The organism is Streptomyces sp. NPDC047982 (assembly GCF_043204165.1).
Classification (GTDB): domain Bacteria; phylum Actinomycetota; class Actinomycetes; order Streptomycetales; family Streptomycetaceae; genus Streptomyces.
The window spans coordinates 1-20,219 of the sequence record NZ_JBIDBS010000011.1 but is presented as its reverse complement, the minus strand read 5'-3'; the positions used below and the strand labels follow the sequence as shown (position 1 = coordinate 20,219).

Genomic DNA, 20,219 nt, shown 5'->3' with positions numbered 1-20,219 from the left:
TGCCGTTCCTCTCTTGGAAGTCGATCGCAGCAGAGGGGATAGCCTCGTTGAATCATGTCACTCATTGCGCGTGCACTGATCCGAGGAGCTCATACTCTCCGTGTACCCCGTGATGAGGGCCTTCACCGCGTCAGCATTTGCTCTACCAGGCTCGGGTACCTGCACCACGGTGAACAGCTCGTTGCCGGGTTTGACTGGTCTTGCGCAATCCGCCTTCCCTACCGCGCCTCGCTCGGAATGGATGTACCTTCCGTCGTCCGAGAAATTCTCGAGCTCTACGTAGGCCTGCCCCTGTGCGATTTCTGTCAGGTTGGGCTTGTCGCTCCACCATTCCCGGCTGACCACCAGCGCGATCTCGCCGTCCACCAGAACCTGGCAGCGCGCGATCCCGTCCGCGGGTGTCAAGGATTTCTCCGATACCTTCTTCCCTGGAGGGAGAAAGGGAGACAACAATTCGGTCGATACTGATGTGCCACACAGGGCGTTCGGTACTCTGTACTCGCGCTCTGCCTCGTCTGAGCAGCTCACGAGCGCGAGGCTCGCAAAAGCTGTAAACACTGCAGTTCTTTGCACCCCTCTGCGGGAAATGAGGCGTGCGCTATGGCCTGTCAATTCTCTCATCCCTGGGCTGATGGTGGACGGATTGGTTATCACCTGAAAGAAGAGAGTGTTGATCTAAATGTCTGTCTTCAGGTCGGGCCCCATCGCCGTGGTATTGGGGCCTGCATCCGTGAATCCGTCGCGTGCGCCGGTGCGGGCGTATGTGGCAAGGTCCTCCAACGGTATTCCATGAGCCTTTGCCGCCAGAATCACCGCTTCTTGACTGTGTTTCAAGTTATTGTCGCGTCCATTTTCCCAATGCTCGGCCATGACCGCTCCTGCCTCGCTCTTTGCTTCCCCCTCGTAATCCTTGAAGATTCGCTCAAGGAGCATTCCGCTCACGGTGCCCGCTGCGCCTCCTACCGCGGCGCCAACGGCAGGGGTGGCAATGAACGATGTGCCCACGCCGATACCGATCCCGATACCTCCCGAGATGGCGCCCTTTGTTTGAGTCATTGCGTGAGCGTAGGCTTTGTCTTTTTCCTCGGCGGCGCCCGCAACTTCCTCTTGCCGCCCGATGGCCAGCGTTCCTGCAATTTCTCCCGAGCCATAGGCGATCTGTGACACGGTCAGGTTCTTGTCCGAAGAGAATCGCTGGTCTGCAGGCAAATCGGGGTTCAAATGATAGTCCATGAGGTTCGCCATGTATTGCTTTTGTCCGAGTTCGACCTGGGCGTAACCCTCAGGCGTCTGACCGACTGCCAGCAGGAAACGAGTGGTGTCTCTGTGGTTCATCTCCGCCGGATTTCCCGAGATCGGGAAGAGTTTGCTGACGTCTCCGTTATCTCCCTCCTTTAGGATCTCTGGGTCGTCTGCCATTGCCCGGTTTATATCGGGCAGATATTCGGACGAGATCTGGCCGATACTGTCACCCATGTAGCTGTGATCGGTCAAACGCTTGCTGTCCTCGGAGATCGAGGCAACAAGACTTTCCATCAGCTTTGCCTGCTGCGGGTTATGTGCCGGAGTGTCAGCTGTAGGAATTTCACCTGCCGGATGGCCGGTCGTCGCCGCTTCCAGAGCCAAGGCCATGGCGTTCCGACCAGTGACGCTGTCCTTGCCCTTGTCGTTCTGGTCCTTGGGCCAGTCCCGCTCCTCGAAGAGGTAGTCGAAGTTGCTGAGCTCCCTCTTCTCGTTCTTTCCGTTCTTGTCGGCGTCTTCCTCGAAGTCGTGATCCTCGTCCTTGGTCACGAACGTGTCGCTGAAGAAGTCCGTCGCGGCGTCGGGGCTGTTCGAAAGAGCCTTCATGAAGCCGGTCATCGGGTCAGTTCCGGAATCCGTGCCGGTTCGATTGAGAAGGGGATCGATTCCCGTATGTAGCCAGGCCCCGTGGCTCCCATTGTCGGTGAGTTTCTTCTCGGTCTTGATCAGCTCGCTTCCGTAGCTCTTGAGGAACTGGTCGTCATAGTTCCCCCACCGCATGAGGTTGCTCATCACCTGGAAACCCAGGGTGCCCGAGTGCTTTGAGACAGGCTGGCTGCCGAGATCCACCATCTCGCGTTTCCAGTCCATCATTCCTCGGCTGTCGCTCTGGGTGGCGGTAGCCAGTGTGAGACTCAGGTTCTTCTGCAGCTCGTCGTACTGGTCGACCCTTTCTCGACCTATCTCATAGGTCAGACGGGGATCGTTCAACCCCGCCCAGAAATCCAACGTCCCCTTGGCTTTCAGCTTCTCCGTGAAGCGTGCGGCGAAGAGCTCGTCGCCCGCCATCTTCTTGAGTCCGGCATTCAGCTGGTCGAATTCCTTGGCGGTGAGATCTTCCGGATCCTTCTTCGCGATCGCGGACAGCTGGTCGGCCTTCTTGATCGCGTCGGCCGCAGAGTCCCGGTCCTTGTACTCGGCCCCCGTGAATCCTATGTCGGCCTGGTCCGAGAGTGCCTTGAGGGCGACGGCGGCCGTGTGATCGCTCTCGGTCGCTTCGTTGAGAATCTTCTGGATCTCGTCCCGTAGGGCGGTGACATCGCTCTGGCTGTGGTCGGGGACGGTTGCCCCCTTGGCAGCGTGGTCCGGGTGGATGTTCATCGTGACCGTAAAGCCACCACCGCCGGTGGTGGTGACCGTCAGGTTCTTTCCACGTGCGCGTTCCAGGGCCGCGTTGAGTTGGCTGTGGTAGCCCTTCAGTTCGTCACGCACGTCCTTGAGGATGCTCCACAAGGACTTGGCCTGCTTGTGGGCGTCATCGAACTCGTGCACCGTCTTGCCGACGAACTCTCTGGTGACGTTGGCGTTGTCGCCCGCCCAGTTGGCTTTGTCGGCTTTCGCCTTGAGGCCTTCCCGGGCGTCCTTTTCCAGATCGGCAAGGTTGGTCACCATGGTCGACCAGTCGGTGATGGCCTCGTCCAGCAGTCCGAACTTGGCGAAGCGCAGCGTTTCGAAATCCATCAGTTGTCCGCCTTGTTCGTCTTGCCCTTGGGTGCGTAGTCGTCGTCGAATCCCTGGTCGAGCGAGGCGATACTGCTGATGTTGCTCCTCACGTACTGATCGTCGCTGTTGTGCACATATTTGGTGAAGTCCACGTGGTTCGCTATGTGCCCGCAGGCGTCACTAAGGGACTTGAGCTGTCTGTCCCACCGATCCGCCACGTGCTGGAGGGCGCCGCCTAGCTCCAGTCCTTGGGTGGTGAGGTCGCTTGCTGCTGTCTCGCTGGTGGGCACTGCGACACGGCCCTCTTTCCACAAGCGCCCGTGCAACTTGGAGGCCTCGTCACGGACGGCCGAGAGGTCGGTCTGATCGACCTTCAGGTCGCCCTGCCCGCCGCCGCCTGTAGGTGCGGCTTTATTGAGCTGCATCTGTGCGCCGCTCTTGTTGGCCGCATCGGCCTTCAGTTGCTCCCACTCGGCCCATGCCATGCGCGGAACCCTCCAGTGTGTGCCGGGAACGCCGGACTTTCGGAATCTCTGCTGAGACGGGCAGCCGCAGCCGCTGCCCGCGAGGTGCGGGGCGAGGGGGGAGCGGGACACCACGCATTGCGACCGCCACCGGTCACCCGCGTCGCCCCGCCTCCGCACCCACTCCTACCGCTCCCCGTCCATGAGCCCCGACTGCACCAGCGGATTCCCCCGCCGCCGCGTGACGAAGACCCCGCGCCCCGGAGGCATCGGGCGAGGCCGTACGTTGCCGAGAACATCCCCCTCGATGGGGTCGCCCGAGAGCATCAGGCCCTGCGCGCCCAGCTCTATGATGCGCTGCATGAACGGCTCGTACAGGGCACGTCCGGCCCCCGCCGTGCTGCGGGCGATGATGAACCGGACGCCGACGTCACGTGCGAACGGCAGCATCTCCGCGAGCCTGGCCATCGGGTTCCCGCTGGACGTGGAGACCAGGTCGTAGTCGTCGACGACCACGTACACCGTCGGGCCGCTCCACCAGCTGCGATCGCGCAGTTCCTGCGCCGTGACGTCGGGCGACGGCGTACGGCGCTTCATCAGGTTGTACAGCGCGTCCACGTGGTGCTCCATGTCGTTGGACATGGGCACGTACTCCGCCAGGTGCGTCGCGGGGGTGGCGTCCAGCAGTGCTCGCCGGTTGTCGATGACGAAGAACTTGCAGGCGTTCCCCTCGTACCTCTCGGTCAACTGCTTGATGAGCAGCCGCAGTAGATTGGACTTGCCGGACTCGCTCTCGCCGAAGACCAGGAAGAACGGGTCGCGCTCGAAGTCGAGGAAGACCGGCTCCAGGTTGTTTTCGTCGATACCGAACGCGATGCCCCGCTCCGGATGCGCGTAGCCCGCGGGCAGTTCGTGCACCGGGAGTTCGCGGGGCAGCAGACGGACCGCCGGGGCGGGCGCCGCGGTCCAGTGCCGTGAGACCTCCTGGTTCATGGCCGCCGTCGCTTCGGAGAGGTCGCTGTCGGAGTTGATGCCGTCGATCCGCGGTACCGCGGCCATGAAGTGCAGCTTCTCCGGCGTGAGACCACGACCGGGCACGCCGGCCGGCACGTTGACCGCGACCTTGCGGTCCAGTTCGGAGTCCATGACGTCACCGAGCCGCAGCTCGAGCCGGTTCATCAGGTGGTCCTTGAGGTTCGCCCGGACCTCCATGGAGCGTGACGCCGTGACGATCAGATGGATGCCGTATCCGAGGCCGCGCGCCGCGATGTCCACGGCCGCCGCTTCCAGGCCCTCATAGTCCGTACGGAAGTTGCCCCAGCCGTCGATGATCAGGAACACGTCGCCCCAAGGCTGGTCCGTCACCGAGATCTCGCCGCGCGCCCGCAGCCTGCGGAAGGTGGCGATGGAGTCGATGCCCGCGCTGCGGAAGTACTCCTCACGCCGCGCCATGATCCCGTACACCTCGGAGACGGTACGACGCACCCGCTCCGGGTCGAGCCGGGACGCGATCCCGCCGACGTGCGGCAGACCGGCGATCGAGGCCATGCCGCCGCCACCGAAGTCGAGCCCGTAGAACTGGACCTCGTGGGGCGTGTGGGTGAGTGCGAAGCCCGCGATGAGTGTGCGCAGCAGCGTGGACTTGCCCGACTGCGGACCACCGGTGATCTGCATATGGCCCGCCGCACCGGAGAAGTCCCGGTAGAGCGTGTCGCGCCGCTGCTCGTACGGCTTGTCGACCACGCCCAGCGGTACGACGAGGCGGCCCGATCCCTCGAACCCGGGCTGGGTCAGCCCACGGCCCTCGACCGCGGACAGCCCCGGCAGGAGCTCGTCCAGCGACGGCGGGTTGTCCAGCGGAGGCAGCCAGACCTGGTGCGCCGAGGCCCCCCGGCCCTCCAGTCGGCGCACGATCACGTCGAGCACCGTGTCCGCCAGAGCGTCGTCCTCCGCCGTACGCGCATCGGGTACGACGGCCCCGGCCTGCGGGCTCGGCTGTACGTACTGCACCGGCACCGGAGCCGCCGTGAACACCACCGGCCTGCGGTCCACCGGCAGAGGGCCGGAGGAAGCGGTCGGCTGGGCGCCCGAGCGGTACACCCCGGAGACGTACGCGGCCTTGAACCGCACCATCTCGTCCGTGCCGTACTTCAGGTAGCCGGAACCGGGAACATTGGGCAGGTGGTATGCATCGGGCACACCCAGCGCCGCCCGGGACTCGCCCGCGGAGAACGTACGCAGACCGATCCGGTACGACAGATAGGTCTCCAGGCCGCGCAGCCGTCCCTCTTCGAGGCGCTGCGAGGCCAGCAGCAGATGGACGCCCAGCGAACGGCCGATGCGCCCGATCTGCACGAACATCTCGATGAAGTCAGGTTTGGCCGTGAGTAGTTCGCTGAACTCGTCGATGACCAGGACGAGGGAGGGAATGGGCTGCAGCGGGGCTCCCGCGGCGCGCGCCTTCTCGTAGTCGTGGATGTTGGCGTAGTTGCCCGCGTCGCGCAGCATCTCCTGGCGGCGGTTGAGCTCACCGCTGATGGAGTCACCCATGCGGTCCACCAGCGTCAGGTCGTCCGCGAGGTTGGTGATCACCGCTGCGACGTGGGGCATCTGCGCCATGCCGGCGAAGGTGGCACCGCCCTTGAAGTCCGCGAGGACGAAGTTGAGCGTCTCCGAGGTGTGGGTGACGGCAAGGCCCAGTACGAGCGTACGGAGCAGCTCGGACTTACCGGAACCGGTAGCGCCGACGCACAGGCCGTGCGGCCCCATGCCCTCCTGCGCCGCCTCCTTGAGGTCCAGCATCACCGGACCGCCGTCCTCGCCGACGCCGATCGGGACACGCAGCCGCTCCGCCTGCGAGCGAGCCCGCCAGGTCCGGCTCACGTCGACCGAGGCGGCGTCGCCGAGATTCAGCAGATCGGTGAACTCCAGGTTGGCGAGCAGCGGTTCGTCGTCGTCGCCGCCCGAGGCCACGTGGAGCGGGGCCAGTTGCCGGGCGAGTGCTTCGGCGGCCTCGTGACTCAGCAGGTCGGGAAGGCCGTCGTACACCAGACCGTGTCCGGACTCCAACTGCAGCGAGTGGGGGTCCACCACGATGGAGAGACCGCCGCGTGCTCCGTTGACCTGACCCGTGACGATCTCGACGACCGTCACGCCCTGAAGGCCCTCGGCCGCGGCGAGCGCGGATGTCGCCGGTACGGACTGGCCGTCGAGCACGACGACGACATGGGGCTGCTCCAGGAGTGGCTGGCCATCGGGCTGGAAGCGCGGTCGGCCGTCGAGATGGCCCGCGAGCATCTCCTCCAGCTCCTCGACACTCGTGGTGATCAGGCGACGGCTGCCGGCACCGTCGACGGAGCCCAGGACCTGCACGTGCGGGAGCCACTTCGTCCATTCCCACTGCGGGGCGGCGTCCCGGCCGGTCGCGACGGCGATGATCAGGTCCTCGGGGGAGTGCAGCGAGGCAAGCGCACCGACCATCGCGCGGGCCGTGGAGCGCGCGGACTCCGCCTCGCCGCTGATCGTCAGGTGGTAGAAGGCGCGCAGCGAGACCGCCATCGGCAGGCCGTCCAGCGTGCTGTGGGTCGTGATGAACTGCTGCATCGCCCCGGCGGTCAGCGGCTCCAGCTCATCGACCGGCGCGGTGTCGGGCGCGACGAGCGGCGTGGCGAGTTCCTGACTGCCCAGGCCGATGCGTACGTGCGCGAAGTCCGCGTCACCGACGCGGCGCTCCCACACCCGGCTGCCCTCGGCGACGAGCGCCCACAGCTGTTCCGGCGACGGGTGGAGATAGAACTGCGCGTCGCGCTGCTCGCGGGCCGTCTTCAGCACTGCGCGCCTGGTCTGGGTCAGATATTTGAGGTAATCGCGCCGCATGTCCGCGAGCTGACCCTGGGTGCCGCGCCGGAAGCGAATGATCATCGCAATGGCCATGGCGACCGTGGACGCGATCATGATCATGCCCATGATCCGCATGACCGGGTTCGGCGTCATGAAGAAGAAGACGACGGAACCGCCCATGCCGAGCATCGGCAGCAGCTGCATCATCACCCCCTCCTGCTGGCCGCGAGGCAGCTCGGGCGGAGGTTGCAACTGCACCTGCTCGCCCGGGACTTCGGAGGGGAGGGCCCGCGGTGGGCGCTTGACGACAATCTGGCTCACAGCTCACCAATTCCCTTGCCGGACGGTGCTGTTCCTATCGGCGCCCCCGTGGCGACTTGCTCCGTCCGCGGGAGGATCCTACTGGCGTAGGGGATGGCCCGAGGGCGGTAGGGTGTCGCAACGCGTGTACGCATCCGCTAACTACCGCAAAAAAATGGGTCATTCGGGACGCGGTTGACGGCGTGATCCATCGGGACGCGGGTCGGGCCCATGACACCGGGGGTGCGTTCCAGGAGGCAGAAGAACCATGAGGGGGAGCAGCACGTGACTATGACGGCCCAAATGGCGGCTACCGGAGCCGGTAGGCCGGGTCCCGGAGTTCCGGCCGGCAACGGAACCGGTTTCTGCCGGGTCACGGTCGTCGCACCCGACAGCCGCGTCGACGTGGCACTACCCGAGGACATCCCCGTCGCGGACCTCTACCCGGAGATCCTCCGGTTGTCGGGACAGAGCCCCGCCCAGGGCGCGCCGGTCGGCTATCACCTGGTCCGCCGCGACGGCACCGTCCTCGACGGCGGGCGCACCCTGGCCGGCCAGCGCATCCTCGACGGCGAGCTGCTGTCCCTGCGGCCCTTCTCCGAGTCGCTGCCCCCCGCGGTCTTCGACGACGTCTCCGACGCCGTCGCCACCGCAGTCGCCCGGGACCGCACTCTCTGGGGCGACAGCCTCACGCGATCGGCCGGGCTCTTCGGCGGATCGGTCCTGCTGGTCCTGCTCGGATTCGTGCTGTGGAACTCCGACGTCCGGCACGACATGCACGGCCTGCCGGGCATCCTGGCCGCCGTCACCGCCGTACTCCTTCTCGCGCTCGCCTGCGTACGTGCGCGTGTGTACTCCGACCGTGGATCGTCCATCGCGCTGGGGATCGGCGTACTCGCGAACGCGGCGGTCGCCGGGGCCGGTCTGTTGCCGCTCAGCGAGGGCCAGGGCACCGGCAGGCTCCAGTTCCTGCTCGCCTGCGCCGCCGTGCTGGTGGCGGCGGTGATCCTCATGATCGCCGCACCCGAAGGCGACGGCACCTTCGTCGCGTTCGTGTTCGCCGCTGCCATCGGCGTGCTGGTGACCTTCGTCGCGATCATGACCGGTATGGAGCCGGCCGAGACCGCGGCCGTGTGTGCCCCCCTCTCCGTGGGGCTCCTCGCCTTCCTGCCTGGACTTTCCACCCGCTTCGCCCGCCTCCCCATCGGCTTCGAGCCGCCGCGTACCACCGTCGGTGACTACGGGACGTCCGACCCGGAGCCGCAGGGCCCGGTCGACGCCGACCGCATCGCCGCTCAGGCGCGGCGTGGCCACGAGCTGCTCCTCGGTCTGGTCGGCGGATGCGCGCTGGTGGCCGTGGGAGCCGCAGCCGTGCTCGGCATCTCGGACAGCATCTGGGGCCAGCTGCTGGCCCTCGCCACCGGCATCGCCATGCTGATGCGCGCCCACCTGTTCCGTTACACGGCCCAGGTCGGCTGCGCCCTGGCGGCGGGCCTCGGCGCACTGGTGCTCCTCGGCGTCGGACTGTCCCTCAACCCGCCGGCGACGCTGGTGCGCGAGGCGTTCAAGGGGGAGACCGCCGGGCTCGACATCCGTACGATCTGGCTCACCGCCGCGGTGGCGGGCGTCGCCGCGCTGATCACTGCCGTAGGGCTGATCGTGCCGCGCAAGGGAGTCACCCCGTTCTGGGGGCGCTTCCTGGAGATCGCCGAAGCGTGCGTGCTCCTGACGCTGCTGCCGCTGTGCCTCGCCGTTTTCGACGTCTACCACTCGATCCGCGCACTCACCAGCTGATCCGCCCGGTACCACGGGCGGCCGGGGTCTCAGCGACTGGTACGCTGTGTGACGGCCGTTTGTGTACGCGCTCCCGGATCATCCTGGGAGCAGCGCCCATCGGACCCTCGCCCCCGAGTAACGGAAGCCCCCCTGGTACCAAGACAGGGGCACTCGCGGGCGCTCGAACACCGAAGAGGAGTACCGCGTGTCGCTCGACGCCGCTACGAAGAAGCAGATCATGGCCGAGTTCGCCACCAAGGAGGGTGACACCGGTTCCCCCGAGGTCCAGGTCGCGATGCTCTCCCGTCGCATCTCGGACCTGACGGAGCACCTCAAGACGCACAAGCACGACCACCACTCCCGCCGTGGTCTGCTGATCCTGGTCGGCCAGCGCCGCCGCCTGCTGCAGTACCTTGCCAAGAAGGACATCCAGCGCTTCCGTACGCTGGTCGACCGCCTCGGCATCCGTCGCGGTGCGGCCGGCGCCAAGTAAGACACCATGAGGGGAGCGGTTCCCGCAACTGAGGGGACCGCTCCCTTTGCCGTACGTACAGTTGTGCGTACACGCACATGTGCGGGTCGTGGCGGGCCGACCCGCACAGCCGGAATGCCAAGCCGACCCGGATCTCAGTAACCTGGTCGCAGAAACGTCCCGCGGACGAGCGAGAAGCGAAACTCCCCGCCGCCGGTCCTCGGTAGTGGCTCCCGGACCCACCAACCGGGTGCTTCGATCGAAGACCGGCCCGTCGAAGGAGCGCTTCTCCGCAACAGTCCCCCCGCCACACGGGCGCGGGGGACGAGAAGACGACATGTAGGAGAAAACGCTAGTGGAGAACGAGACCCACTACGCCGAAGCCGTGATCGACAACGGCACCTTCGGCACCCGCACCATCCGCTTCGAGACGGGCCGCCTGGCCAGGCAGGCCGCCGGCTCCGCCGTGGCGTACCTGGACGACGACACCATGGTGCTGTCGGCCACCACCGCTTCCAAGAAGCCCAAGGACCAGCTCGACTTCTTCCCCCTGACGGTGGACGTCGAGGAGCGGCAGTACGCCGCAGGCAAGATCCCCGGCTCCTTCTTCCGCCGTGAGGGCCGTCCCTCCGAGGACGCCATCCTCACCTGCCGCCTGATCGACCGCCCGCTGCGCCCCTCCTTCAAGAAGGGCCTGCGCAACGAGGTCCAGATCGTCGAGACGGTCATGGCGCTCAACCCCGACCACCTGTACGACGTGGTCGCGATCAACGCCGCCTCCTGCTCCACGCAGCTCGCCGGCCTGCCCTTCTCCGGTCCGGTCGGCGGCACCCGCGTCGCCCTGATCAAGGGCCAGTGGGTCGCCTTCCCGACGCACACCGAGCTGGAGGACGCCGTCTTCGACATGGTCGTCGCCGGCCGTGTCCTGGAGGACGGCGACGTCGCGATCATGATGGTCGAGGCCGAGGCCACCGAGAAGACCATCCAGCTCGTCAAGGACGGCGCCGAGGCTCCGACCGAAGAGGTCGTCGCCGCCGGTCTCGAAGCCGCGAAGCCGTTCATCAAGGTCCTCTGCAAGGCTCAGTCGGACCTCGCCGCCAAGGCCGCCAAGCCCACCGGCGACTTCCCGGTCTTCCTGGACTACCAGGACGACGTCTACGCGGCCCTCGCCGACGCCGTGACCTCCGAGCTGGCCCAGGCGCTCACCATCGCGGGCAAGCAGGACCGCGAGGCCGAGCTGGACCGCGTCAAGGAGATCGCCGCCGAGAAGCTGCTCCCGGCCTTCGAGGGCCGCGAGAAGGAGATCTCCGCCGCGTACCGCGCGCTGACCAAGAAGCTGGTCCGCGAGCGCGTCATCAAGGACAAGGTCCGCATCGACGGCCGTGGCGTCACGGACATCCGTACGCTCGCCGCCGAGGTCGAGGCCATCCCGCGGGTGCACGGCTCGGCGCTGTTCGAGCGCGGCGAGACCCAGATCCTGGGCGTGACCACCCTCAACATGCTGCGCATGGAGCAGCAGCTGGACACCCTCTCCCCGGTGACCCGCAAGCGCTACATGCACAACTACAACTTCCCGCCCTACTCCGTCGGCGAGACCGGCCGCGTGGGCTCGCCCAAGCGCCGCGAGATCGGCCACGGCGCGCTCGCCGAGCGCGCCATCGTGCCGGTGCTGCCGACGCGCGAGGAGTTCCCCTACGCGATCCGCCAGGTCTCCGAGGCACTGGGCTCCAACGGCTCGACGTCCATGGGCTCGGTCTGCGCCTCCACCATGTCGCTGCTGAACGCCGGTGTGCCGCTCAAGGCCGCCGTCGCCGGTATCGCCATGGGCCTGATCTCCCAGGAGATCGACGGCAAGACCCACTACGTCGCCCTCACCGACATCCTCGGTGCGGAGGACGCCTTCGGTGACATGGACTTCAAGGTCGCCGGTACGAAGCAGTTCGTCACCGCGCTCCAGCTCGACACCAAGCTCGACGGCATCCCCGCCTCGGTCCTGGCCGCCGCGCTGAAGCAGGCCCGCGACGCCCGCCTCCACATCCTCGACGTGATGAACGAGGCCATCGACGTCCCGGACGAGATGTCCCCGAACGCCCCGCGGATCATCACCGTCAAGATCCCGGTGGACAAGATCGGCGAGGTCATCGGCCCCAAGGGCAAGATGATCAACCAGATCCAGGAGGACACCGGCGCCGACATCACGATCGAGGACGACGGCACCATCTACATCGGTGCCGCCGACGGCCCGGCCGCCGAGGCCGCCCGTGCCACGATCAACTCGATCGCCAACCCGACCATGCCGGAGGTCGGCGAGCGCTACCTTGGCACGGTCGTGAAGACCACCACCTTCGGTGCGTTCGTCTCCCTCATGCCCGGCAAGGACGGCCTGCTGCACATCTCGCAGATCCGCAAGCTCGCCGGCGGCAAGCGCGTGGAGAACGTCGAGGACGTGCTCGGTGTCGGCACCAAGGTCCAGGTGGAGATCGCCGAGATCGACTCCCGGGGCAAGCTCTCCCTCGTCCCCGTCATCGAGGGCGCCGAGTCCGACAGCGGCTCTGCCGCGGGCGCCGAGAAGAAGGACGACGCCGCCAAGTGACGTCCCGTAGTTCCCGGACGACGGCCCGTGCCTCCTCGAAGGCGCGGGCCGTCGCCCGTACCCAAACGCTCCTCAAGGGCACAGGCGGCGTCGGAACGGTGCGCCGCACCGTCCTGCCCGGCGGCCTGCGCGTCGTCACCGAGACCCTGCCCTCCGTCCGTTCCGCCACCTTCGGGATCTGGGCCAACGTCGGATCCCGCGACGAGACCCCCGCCCTCAACGGCGCGACCCACTACCTCGAACACCTCCTCTTCAAGGGCACCGCCCGGCGCAGCGCCCTCGACATCTCCGCCGCCATCGACGCGGTCGGTGGCGAGATGAACGCCTTCACGGCGAAGGAGTACACCTGCTACTACGCGCGGGTCCTGGACACCGACCTGCCGCTGGCCATCGACGTCGTCTGCGACATGCTCACCGGCTCGCTGATCACCCCCGAGGACGTCGACGCCGAGCGCGGTGTCATCCTCGAGGAGATCGCCATGACGGAGGACGACCCGGGCGACTGCGTGCACGACCTGTTCGCGCACACCCTGCTCGGCGACACCCCCCTCGGCCGCCCGGTCCTCGGCACCGTCGACACCGTCAACGCGCTCGACCGCGACCGGATCGCCCGCTTCTACAAGAGGCACTACGACCCCACCCGCCTGGTCGTCGCCGCCGCGGGCAACATCGACCACGCCACGGTCGTACGCCAGGTCCGCAAGGCGTTCGAACGCGCCGGTGCCCTGTCGCGCACCGACGCCGTCCCGGTCGGTCCGCGCACCGGCTCCCGCGCCCTGCGCACCGCGGGCCGCGTCGAACTGCTCAACCGCAGGACCGAGCAGGCCCACGTCGTCCTCGGCATGCCCGGACTGTCCCGCACCGACGAGCGCCGCTGGGCCCTCGGGGTCCTCAGCACCGCGCTCGGTGGCGGCATGAGTTCACGCCTCTTCCAGGAGGTACGGGAGAAGCGCGGCCTCGCCTACAGCGTCTACTCGTACACCTCCGGGTTCGCCGACTGCGGCCTGTTCGGCGTGTACGCGGGCTGCCGGCCCAGCCAGGTCCACGACGTCCTCAAGATCTGCCGCGACGAGCTGGACCGGGTAGCGTCCGAGGGGCTGAGCGACGAGGAGATCGGCAGGGCGATCGGTCAGCTCTCCGGCTCCACGGTCCTCGGCCTGGAGGACACCGGCGCGCTGATGAACCGCATAGGCAAGAGCGAGCTGTGCTGGGGCGACCAGATGTCGGTCGACGACATGCTGGACCGGATGGCGCAGGTCACTCCCGATGACGTCCGCGCGGTCGCGGGCGAGGTCCTCGGACGCCGCCCCTCGCTCTCCGTCATCGGCCCGCTCAAGGACAAGCAGGCCGACCGCCTCGAAGAAGCGGTCTCGTAGCACGAGACCTCACCGAACCGGTAAGGAAGCAGAGCACATGAGCAAGCTGCGCGTGGCCGTTCTCGGCGCCAAGGGCCGCATCGGGGCCGAGGCCGTACGAGCCGTCGATGCCGCCGACGACATGGAGCTGGTGGCCGCCCTGGGCCGGGGCGACAAGCTGGAGACCCTCGTGGAGTCCGGCGCCCAGGCCGTCGTCGAACTCACCACCCCCGGGTCGGTGATGGGCAACCTCGACTTCTGCGTACGGCACGGCATCCACGCCGTCGTGGGCACCACGGGCTGGACCGACGAGCGGCTCGCGCAGCTGAACGCATGGCTGGCCTCCTTCCCGGAGACCGGGGTGCTCATCGCGCCGAACTTCTCCATCGGCGCCGTCCTCACGATGAGGTTCGCGCAGCAGGCCGCCCGCTATTTCGAGTCCGTCGAAGTCGTCGAGCTGCACCACCCGAACAAGGCCGACGCCCCCTCGGGCACGGCGACCCGCACCGCCCAGCTGATCGCCGAGGCCCGGCGGAAGGCAGGCTGCGCCCCGCAGCCGGATGCCACCGTCACGGCCCTGGAGGGCGCGCGCGGCGCGGACGTCGACGGGGTCCCGGTCCACGCGGTCCGGCTCCGCGGCCTCCTCGCCCACCAGGAGGTGCTGCTCGGCGGCGAGGGCGAGACCCTCACGATCCGGCACGACTCCCTGCACCACAGCAGCTTCATGCCGGGCATCCTGCTCGGCGTCCGCCGCGTGGTGACCACCCCCGGGCTCACGTTCGGCCTGGAACACTTCCTCGACCTGGACTGACTGGGCCCCGCCATGCGCGCAAAGATCACGTACTTCGTCACCGCCGCCGTCCTGGTCTTCTACTTCTTCCTGGTCGGCAGCCGTGGCGTCCTGCTCATCGAGCACGGCACCCCGCTCACGGTGGCCTTCGGGGTCGCGGTGCTGATCCTGCCGGTGATCGGTGTCTGGTTCCTCTGGAAGAACACCCGGTTCGTGGCGCGGGCCAACGCGCTGGCGGCGGAACTCGACGCGGAGGGCGGGCTCCCGGTCGACGAACTGGCCCGCACCCCCTCCGGCCGTATCGACCGCGATTCGGCCGACGCCGTGTTCGACCGGCGCCGTGCGGAGACGGAGGATTCCCCGGACGACTGGCGCTGCTGGTTCCGGCTGGCCGTCGCCTACCAGGACGCCAGGGACACCCCCAGGGCCCGGAAGGCCATGCAGCGCGCCATCGCCCTGCACGCGCGGGCGACGCCCGCCCGGACCGGCAAGGGCGCGAAGACCGCCGGATCGCACCCCTCCGGCGCCTGAACGGGGGCCTGACGAACGGGCTCGGGCCCGGCAGCCGTGGACGGCCGCCGGGCCCGAGCGATGACCGGGCGTGGCCGCCCGCTCAGAGGTCACCCGACAGGCTCTCGGTCCCGCCGATACTCGTCCCCCCACACCTCGACCGTGTCGGCGGCACGGTCGAACGCGTCGGGCCGTCCCAGGAAGTCCGCGTTGCCGTCGGTGAGCAACGGCTCCATCGCCTCGACGCCCCGGCGGACGACAACCAGCGCCTGACCCTGCACCGTGCGCGGGAGCCCCAGCCACCGCACCGGCTGCTGAACCGTGCGGACCGTCGAGACCCGGTCCCACGACACCGTCGTCGTTGTGAAGAAGCGCACTCTGCGCACCCCGTGCCGACTCACCCAGGCGCCCATCCGCAGCAGCCGCAGGGCGGAGGCGATGACGGCGGCGGCGAGCCCCAGGCACACGACCGCACCCGACACCGCCCCGGCGAACGCGGTGATGACCCCCGCGAGGAGGATGAACGACGCGAGCAGCAGCAGGGCGGCCGCGGCCGCGACCCGCCAGGGCCCGGGGCGGTACGGACGCCGCCAGCTGTCGTGGTCGTCGAACGGCGGCGCTACGTCCTCAGCGCCCGCGTCAAACGCGCGGTCGTCCGTCAGGAAGGGCAGGGGCACGACTGATCCTCACTCATAAGCACGCTCGATTGCTGTGCCCGGTGAGGCTATCGAGGAGATCGTCGGCCCGACCAACCCAGGGGCCCTGTACGGGGCAGGGCCGTTCAGGGGCCGTTCGCGGCCTCGGTCTGCTGGGCGTGCGACTCGCTCTGCGGGCTCAGGGCGGGCATGCCCAGCACCAGGGAGCCGACGAGACCCGCGACGATCGTGAGCCCGACGAGCGAGTGGGCGGCCAGCTGGGAGACGCTGGCGCGCTCCCGCGGGGGCGGCGTGACGTTGCTGCGGAACCTGTCGGCCTCGGCCACGAACGAGAACGGGACGGACTCGCGCCGGCGGAACATGAGGAAGCTCTCCTTGAACTCTGTGATCGGTGCTGCTATTGAGACAGACGCACGACGGGCCCGTTTGGTGCCCCGAATCGCCGAATTCACCGAAGAAATCCCATGGCGAACCTTCCGGACGGCGTTGTCGGTGGTGGCCCGTAGAGTGGGCGCCGCCCGAGCGACGCGATTGGAAGGACCCCGCCGGTGACCGAGACCCCCGAGCCCGCAAAGCCCAGCTTCCGCAGCGATGTCACCGTCGACCTGGTGAAACACTCCGCTGGCGACGCCGACGTCCTGTTCGCGGCCCGTGTCTCCACAGCCGGGGAGCAGTCCCTGGAGGAGGTCACCAAGGACCCGGAGCGCTCCAAGGGGCTCATCAACTTCCTGATGCGCGACCGGCACGGCAGCCCGTTCGAGCACAACTCGATGACCTTCTTCATCAGCGCCCCGATCTTCGTGTTCCGCGAGTTCATGCGCCACCGCGTGGGCTGGTCGTACAACGAGGAATCGGGCCGTTACCGCCGGCTGGAGCCGGTCTTCTACGTCCCGGACGAGTCGCGCAGGCTCGTCCAGCAGGGCCGTCCCGGCAAGTACGAGTTCGTCGAGGGCACGCAGGCCCAGCACGAGCTCACCGGCCGGGTCATGGAGGACTCGTACCGCCAGGCGTACGAGGCGTACCAGGAGATGCTCGCCGCCGGGGTGGCCCGCGAGGTCGCCCGTTCGGTGCTCCCCGTCGGCCTGTACTCCTCGATGTACGCCACGTGCAACGCACGCTCGCTGATGCACTTCCTCGGTCTGCGCACCCAGCACGAGCTGGCGAAGGTGCCGTCCTTCCCGCAGCGGGAGATCGAGATGGTGGGGCAGCGGATGGAGGAGCACTGGGCCCGGCTCATGCCGCTCACCCATGCAGCCTTCAACAAAAACGGACGCGTCGCCCCGTAAGCGGTGTCCATATTGCGGCGTTTCGTGAAGTTCATCTAGGCTGATCAAACGGACCCGGCACTGCCTGAACCCCCGAGCAGGCAGTGCCGGGCTCCTATGGTGTGTCCCCCCGAGGGGTCCGCGGGCCCTGAGCAGCGAGTAGCGTGTTACCCATGGCTCCGATCTCCACTCCGCAGACCCCCTTCGGGAGGGTCCTCACCGCCATGGTCACGCCCTTCACGGCGGACGGCGCACTCGACCTCGACGGCGCCCAGCGGCTCGCCACCCACCTGGTGGACGCAGGCAACGACGGCCTGATCGTCAACGGCACCACCGGCGAGTCCCCGACCACCAGCGACGCGGAGAAGGACCGGCTCGTCAGGGCGGTCCTGGAAGCAGTGGGGGACCGGGCCCATGTCGTGGCCGGCATCGGCACCAACGACACCCGGCACAGCGTCGAACTCGCCCGCACGGCCGAACGCTCCGGCGCGCACGGCCTGCTCGCGGTGACGCCGTACTACAACAAGCCGCCGCAGGAGGGCCTCTTCCGGCACTTCACGGCCATCGCCGATGCCACCGGACTCCCGGTGATGCTCTACGACATCCCCGGCCGTAGCGGTGTGCCCATCGAGACGGAGACGCTGGTACGGCTCTCCGAGCACCCCCGCATCGTCGCCAACAAGGACGCGAAGGGCGACCTCGGCCGCGCGAGCTGGGCCATCTCCCGGTCGGGTCTCGCCTGGTACTCCGGCGACGACATGCTGAACCTGCCGCTCCTCTCCGTCGGCGCCGTCGGCTTCGTCTCCGTCGTCGGCCACGTCGTCACCCCCGAGCTGCGTGCCCTGATCGAGGCGTACCTCGGCGGCGACGTGCAGAAGGCCACGGAAATCCATCAGAAGCTCCTCCCGGTCTTCACCGGCATGTTCCGCACCCAGGGTGTGATCACCACCAAGGCCGCGCTGGCGCTCCAGGGCCTTCCCGCCGGCCCGCTGCGCCTGCCCCTGGTCGAGCTCACCGCACAGGAGACGGCGCAGCTCAAGATCGATCTCGCCGCCGGCGGGGTAGAGCTCTGACCACGGACTTCAAAACTGAATAAAAGAAGAAAACTCTTAAGAGCGACATAGCAGACAACAGCAAGTGCACGAATGACATGCGCGCCACGTGCCCAAGCGGTACGTGGCGCGCGTGGTAAGGAGAGTCTTTTGAGTCATCCGCATCCCGAACTCGGCGCCCCGCCGAAGCTTCCCAAGGGCGGCCTTCGCGTCACCCCGCTCGGTGGCCTCGGTGAGATCGGCCGCAACATGACGGTCTTCGAGTACGACGGCCGCCTGCTCATCGTCGACTGCGGCGTCCTCTTCCCGGAGGAGGAGCAGCCCGGAGTCGATCTGATCCTGCCGGACTTCACCACGATCCGGGACCGCCTCGACGAGGTCGAGGGGATCATCCTCACGCACGGCCACGAAGACCACATCGGTGGTGTCCCGTATCTGCTGCGGCTGAAGCCGGACATCCCCCTGATCGGCTCCAAGCTGACCCTCGCACTGATCGAGGCCAAGCTGCAGGAGCACCGCATCCGCCCGTACACCCTCGAGGTCGAGGAGGGCAGGCGCGAGCGCATCGGCGTCTTCGACTGCGAGTTCGTCGCGGTCAACCACTCCATCCCGGACGCCCTCGCGGTCGCCATCCGCACCCCTGCGGGCATGGCCGTCGCGACCGGTGACTTCAAGATGGACCAGCTCCCGCTGGACGGCCGGCTCACCGACCTGCACGCGTTCGCCCGGCTGAGCGAGGAGGGCATCGACCTGCTGCTCTCCGACTCGACCAATGCGGAGGTCCCCGGCTTCGTGCCGCCCGAGCGGGACATCTCCAACGTCCTGCGCACGGTCTTCGCCAACGCCCACAAGCGCATCATCGTGGCGAGCTTCGCCAGCCACGTGCACCGCATCCAGCAGATCCTCGACGCGGCCCACGAGTACGGCCGCCGGGTGGCCTTCGTCGGGCGCTCGATGGTGCGCAACATGGGCATCGCCCGCGACCTGGGCTACCTGAGGGTCCCTGCGGGCCTGGTGGTCGACGTCAAGACCCTCGACGATCTGCCCGACGACGAAGTCGTGCTGGTCTGCACGGGATCCCAGGGCGAGCCGATGGCCGCACTGTCACGCATGGCGAACCGCGACCACCAGATCCGGATCGTCCAGGGCGACACCGTGATCCTGGCGTCGTCGCTGATCCCGGGCAACGAGAACGCGGTCTACCGTGTGATCAACGGCCTGACCCGCTGGGGCGCCAACGTCGTCCACAAGGGCAACGCCAAGGTCCACGTCTCGGGGCACGCCTCGGCCGGCGAGCTGCTGTACTTCTACAACATCTGCAAGCCGAAGAACCTGATGCCGGTGCACGGCGAGTGGCGTCACCTGAGGGCCAACGCCGAACTCGGGGCCCTCACCGGCGTGCCCAAGGACCACATCGTGATCGCCGAGGACGGCGTCGTCGTCGACCTGGTCGACGGCAGGGCCAAGATCGTCGGCAAGGTCCAGGCCGGTTACGTGTACGTCGACGGGCTCTCGGTCGGCGACGTCACCGAGACATCTCTCAAGGATCGCCGCATCCTCGGTGACGAGGGGATCATCTCGGTCTTCGTCGTCGTCGACAGCACCACCGGCAAGATCACCGGCGGCCCCTACATCCAGGCCCGCGGATCCGGCATCGACGACTCCGCGTTCGACGCCGTCGTACCGAAGATCGAAGACGCGCTCAACAAGTCGGCGCAGGACGGGGTGGTGGAGCCGCACCAGCTCCAGCAGCTCGTCCGTCGCTCGGTGGGGAAGTGGGTCTCGGACACCTACCGTCGGCGTCCGATGATCCTTCCCGTCGTCGTCGAGGTCTGACCCGGCGGACGTGAACCGGAGCGGGGTGCCACGATTTGCATCGGGGCACCCCGCTCCAGTACGTTTACGGCTCCGCCCGACCGCTCAGCACCACAAGCACTTGTGTGCCCGTGACCCTGCAGCGCAGCGGAATTCCGACTCAGAATCTCTGATAAAGTCGGGCCCGCCGAAAGGCAATGGCCTTCCAACGGCCGCCGGAATTGAAATTCGGACCGGAAACGGAACGGAAAAAGAATCTGGTAAGGTTGGAGTCGCCGGAAAGGGAAACGCGAAAGCGTGGAACTGGAAGGCGGACCCGCTTCGACCGGGAATCGGACACGAAAGAGTCTGATAGAGTCGGAAACGC

At 67.5% G+C, this 20,219-nt stretch carries 15 protein-coding genes; 9 read left to right on the top strand and 6 right to left on the bottom strand.

Annotated features, from left to right (window positions below; genetic code table 11):
• Positions 1-57: 57 nt before the first annotated feature.
• The 4 genes from ACGF2V_RS15680 to eccCa form a co-directional block, all read right to left on the bottom strand.
• On the bottom strand, positions 58-558 hold the full coding sequence (locus ACGF2V_RS15680; protein WP_362710334.1) for a hypothetical protein: 501 nt from the start codon (positions 556-558) through the stop codon (positions 58-60).
• A gap of 117 nt (positions 559-675) precedes the next feature.
• A complete protein-coding gene (locus ACGF2V_RS15675) occupies positions 676-2,982 on the bottom strand; it encodes a hypothetical protein (RefSeq protein ID WP_362710337.1) in 2,307 nt (768 codons plus the stop codon).
• Positions 2,982-3,449: a hypothetical protein gene (locus ACGF2V_RS15670; RefSeq protein ID WP_362710341.1), complete on the bottom strand. Its 468-nt coding sequence runs from the start codon at positions 3,447-3,449 to the stop codon at positions 2,982-2,984. The genes ACGF2V_RS15675 and ACGF2V_RS15670 overlap by 1 nt, the downstream gene beginning before the upstream one ends.
• A 165-nt stretch (positions 3,450-3,614) precedes the next feature.
• The gene (eccCa, locus tag ACGF2V_RS15665; protein WP_362618591.1) at positions 3,615-7,589 is read right to left on the bottom strand and encodes a type VII secretion protein EccCa; all 3,975 of its coding nucleotides are present in this window, start codon (positions 7,587-7,589) and stop codon (positions 3,615-3,617) included.
• Between the two features lie 270 nt (positions 7,590-7,859).
• Between eccCa and eccD the strand changes: the two genes are divergently transcribed.
• The 6 genes from eccD to ACGF2V_RS15635 all read left to right on the top strand — a co-directional run bounded on the left by eccD (position 7,860) and on the right by ACGF2V_RS15635 (position 15,085).
• Complete coding sequence (gene eccD, locus ACGF2V_RS15660; protein WP_362618935.1) at positions 7,860-9,362, top strand: type VII secretion integral membrane protein EccD; 1,503 nt, start codon at positions 7,860-7,862, stop codon at positions 9,360-9,362.
• Between the two features lie 187 nt (positions 9,363-9,549).
• Positions 9,550-9,837 (top strand): 30S ribosomal protein S15, encoded by a 288-nt coding sequence (rpsO, locus tag ACGF2V_RS15655; protein WP_362618589.1) that lies wholly within the window; start codon positions 9,550-9,552, stop codon positions 9,835-9,837.
• A 334-nt stretch (positions 9,838-10,171) separates the two neighbouring features.
• Positions 10,172-12,409 (top strand): polyribonucleotide nucleotidyltransferase, encoded by a 2,238-nt coding sequence (locus ACGF2V_RS15650; protein ID WP_362710344.1) that lies wholly within the window; start codon positions 10,172-10,174, stop codon positions 12,407-12,409.
• On the top strand, positions 12,406-13,785 hold the full coding sequence (locus ACGF2V_RS15645) for a pitrilysin family protein (RefSeq protein WP_362710347.1): 1,380 nt from the start codon (positions 12,406-12,408) through the stop codon (positions 13,783-13,785). The genes ACGF2V_RS15650 and ACGF2V_RS15645 overlap by 4 nt, the downstream gene beginning before the upstream one ends.
• A gap of 37 nt (positions 13,786-13,822) precedes the next feature.
• Positions 13,823-14,575 carry a 4-hydroxy-tetrahydrodipicolinate reductase gene (gene dapB, locus ACGF2V_RS15640; protein ID WP_362618583.1) on the top strand — a complete coding sequence of 251 codons (753 nt, stop codon included), beginning with the start codon at positions 13,823-13,825 and terminating at the stop codon, positions 14,573-14,575.
• A gap of 12 nt (positions 14,576-14,587) precedes the next feature.
• The gene (locus ACGF2V_RS15635; protein WP_362710350.1) at positions 14,588-15,085 is read left to right on the top strand and encodes a hypothetical protein; all 498 of its coding nucleotides are present in this window, start codon (positions 14,588-14,590) and stop codon (positions 15,083-15,085) included.
• 89 nt (positions 15,086-15,174) lie between these two features.
• Here ACGF2V_RS15635 and ACGF2V_RS15630 read toward each other — a convergent pair whose 3' ends face one another.
• Together ACGF2V_RS15630 and ACGF2V_RS15625 are read right to left on the bottom strand one after the other, a co-directional pair.
• Positions 15,175-15,741: a hypothetical protein gene (locus tag ACGF2V_RS15630; protein WP_362710353.1), complete on the bottom strand. Its 567-nt coding sequence runs from the start codon at positions 15,739-15,741 to the stop codon at positions 15,175-15,177.
• A gap of 104 nt (positions 15,742-15,845) precedes the next feature.
• Positions 15,846-16,082, bottom strand: a complete 237-nt coding sequence (locus ACGF2V_RS15625) for a hypothetical protein (protein WP_362618575.1) — start codon at positions 16,080-16,082, stop codon at positions 15,846-15,848.
• A gap of 186 nt (positions 16,083-16,268) precedes the next feature.
• On the opposite strand from ACGF2V_RS15625, the gene thyX reads away from it, so the two are divergent.
• The 3 genes from thyX (at position 16,269) to ACGF2V_RS15610 (ending at position 19,873) form a co-directional block, all read left to right on the top strand.
• Positions 16,269-17,006: an FAD-dependent thymidylate synthase gene (gene thyX / locus ACGF2V_RS15620; protein WP_362618573.1), complete on the top strand. Its 738-nt coding sequence runs from the start codon at positions 16,269-16,271 to the stop codon at positions 17,004-17,006.
• Between the two features lie 152 nt (positions 17,007-17,158).
• Positions 17,159-18,058: a 4-hydroxy-tetrahydrodipicolinate synthase gene (gene dapA, locus ACGF2V_RS15615; RefSeq protein ID WP_362618570.1), complete on the top strand. Its 900-nt coding sequence runs from the start codon at positions 17,159-17,161 to the stop codon at positions 18,056-18,058.
• A 129-nt stretch (positions 18,059-18,187) separates the two neighbouring features.
• On the top strand, positions 18,188-19,873 hold the full coding sequence (locus ACGF2V_RS15610; RefSeq protein WP_362618567.1) for a ribonuclease J: 1,686 nt from the start codon (positions 18,188-18,190) through the stop codon (positions 19,871-19,873).
• Positions 19,874-20,219 lie beyond the last annotated feature (346 nt).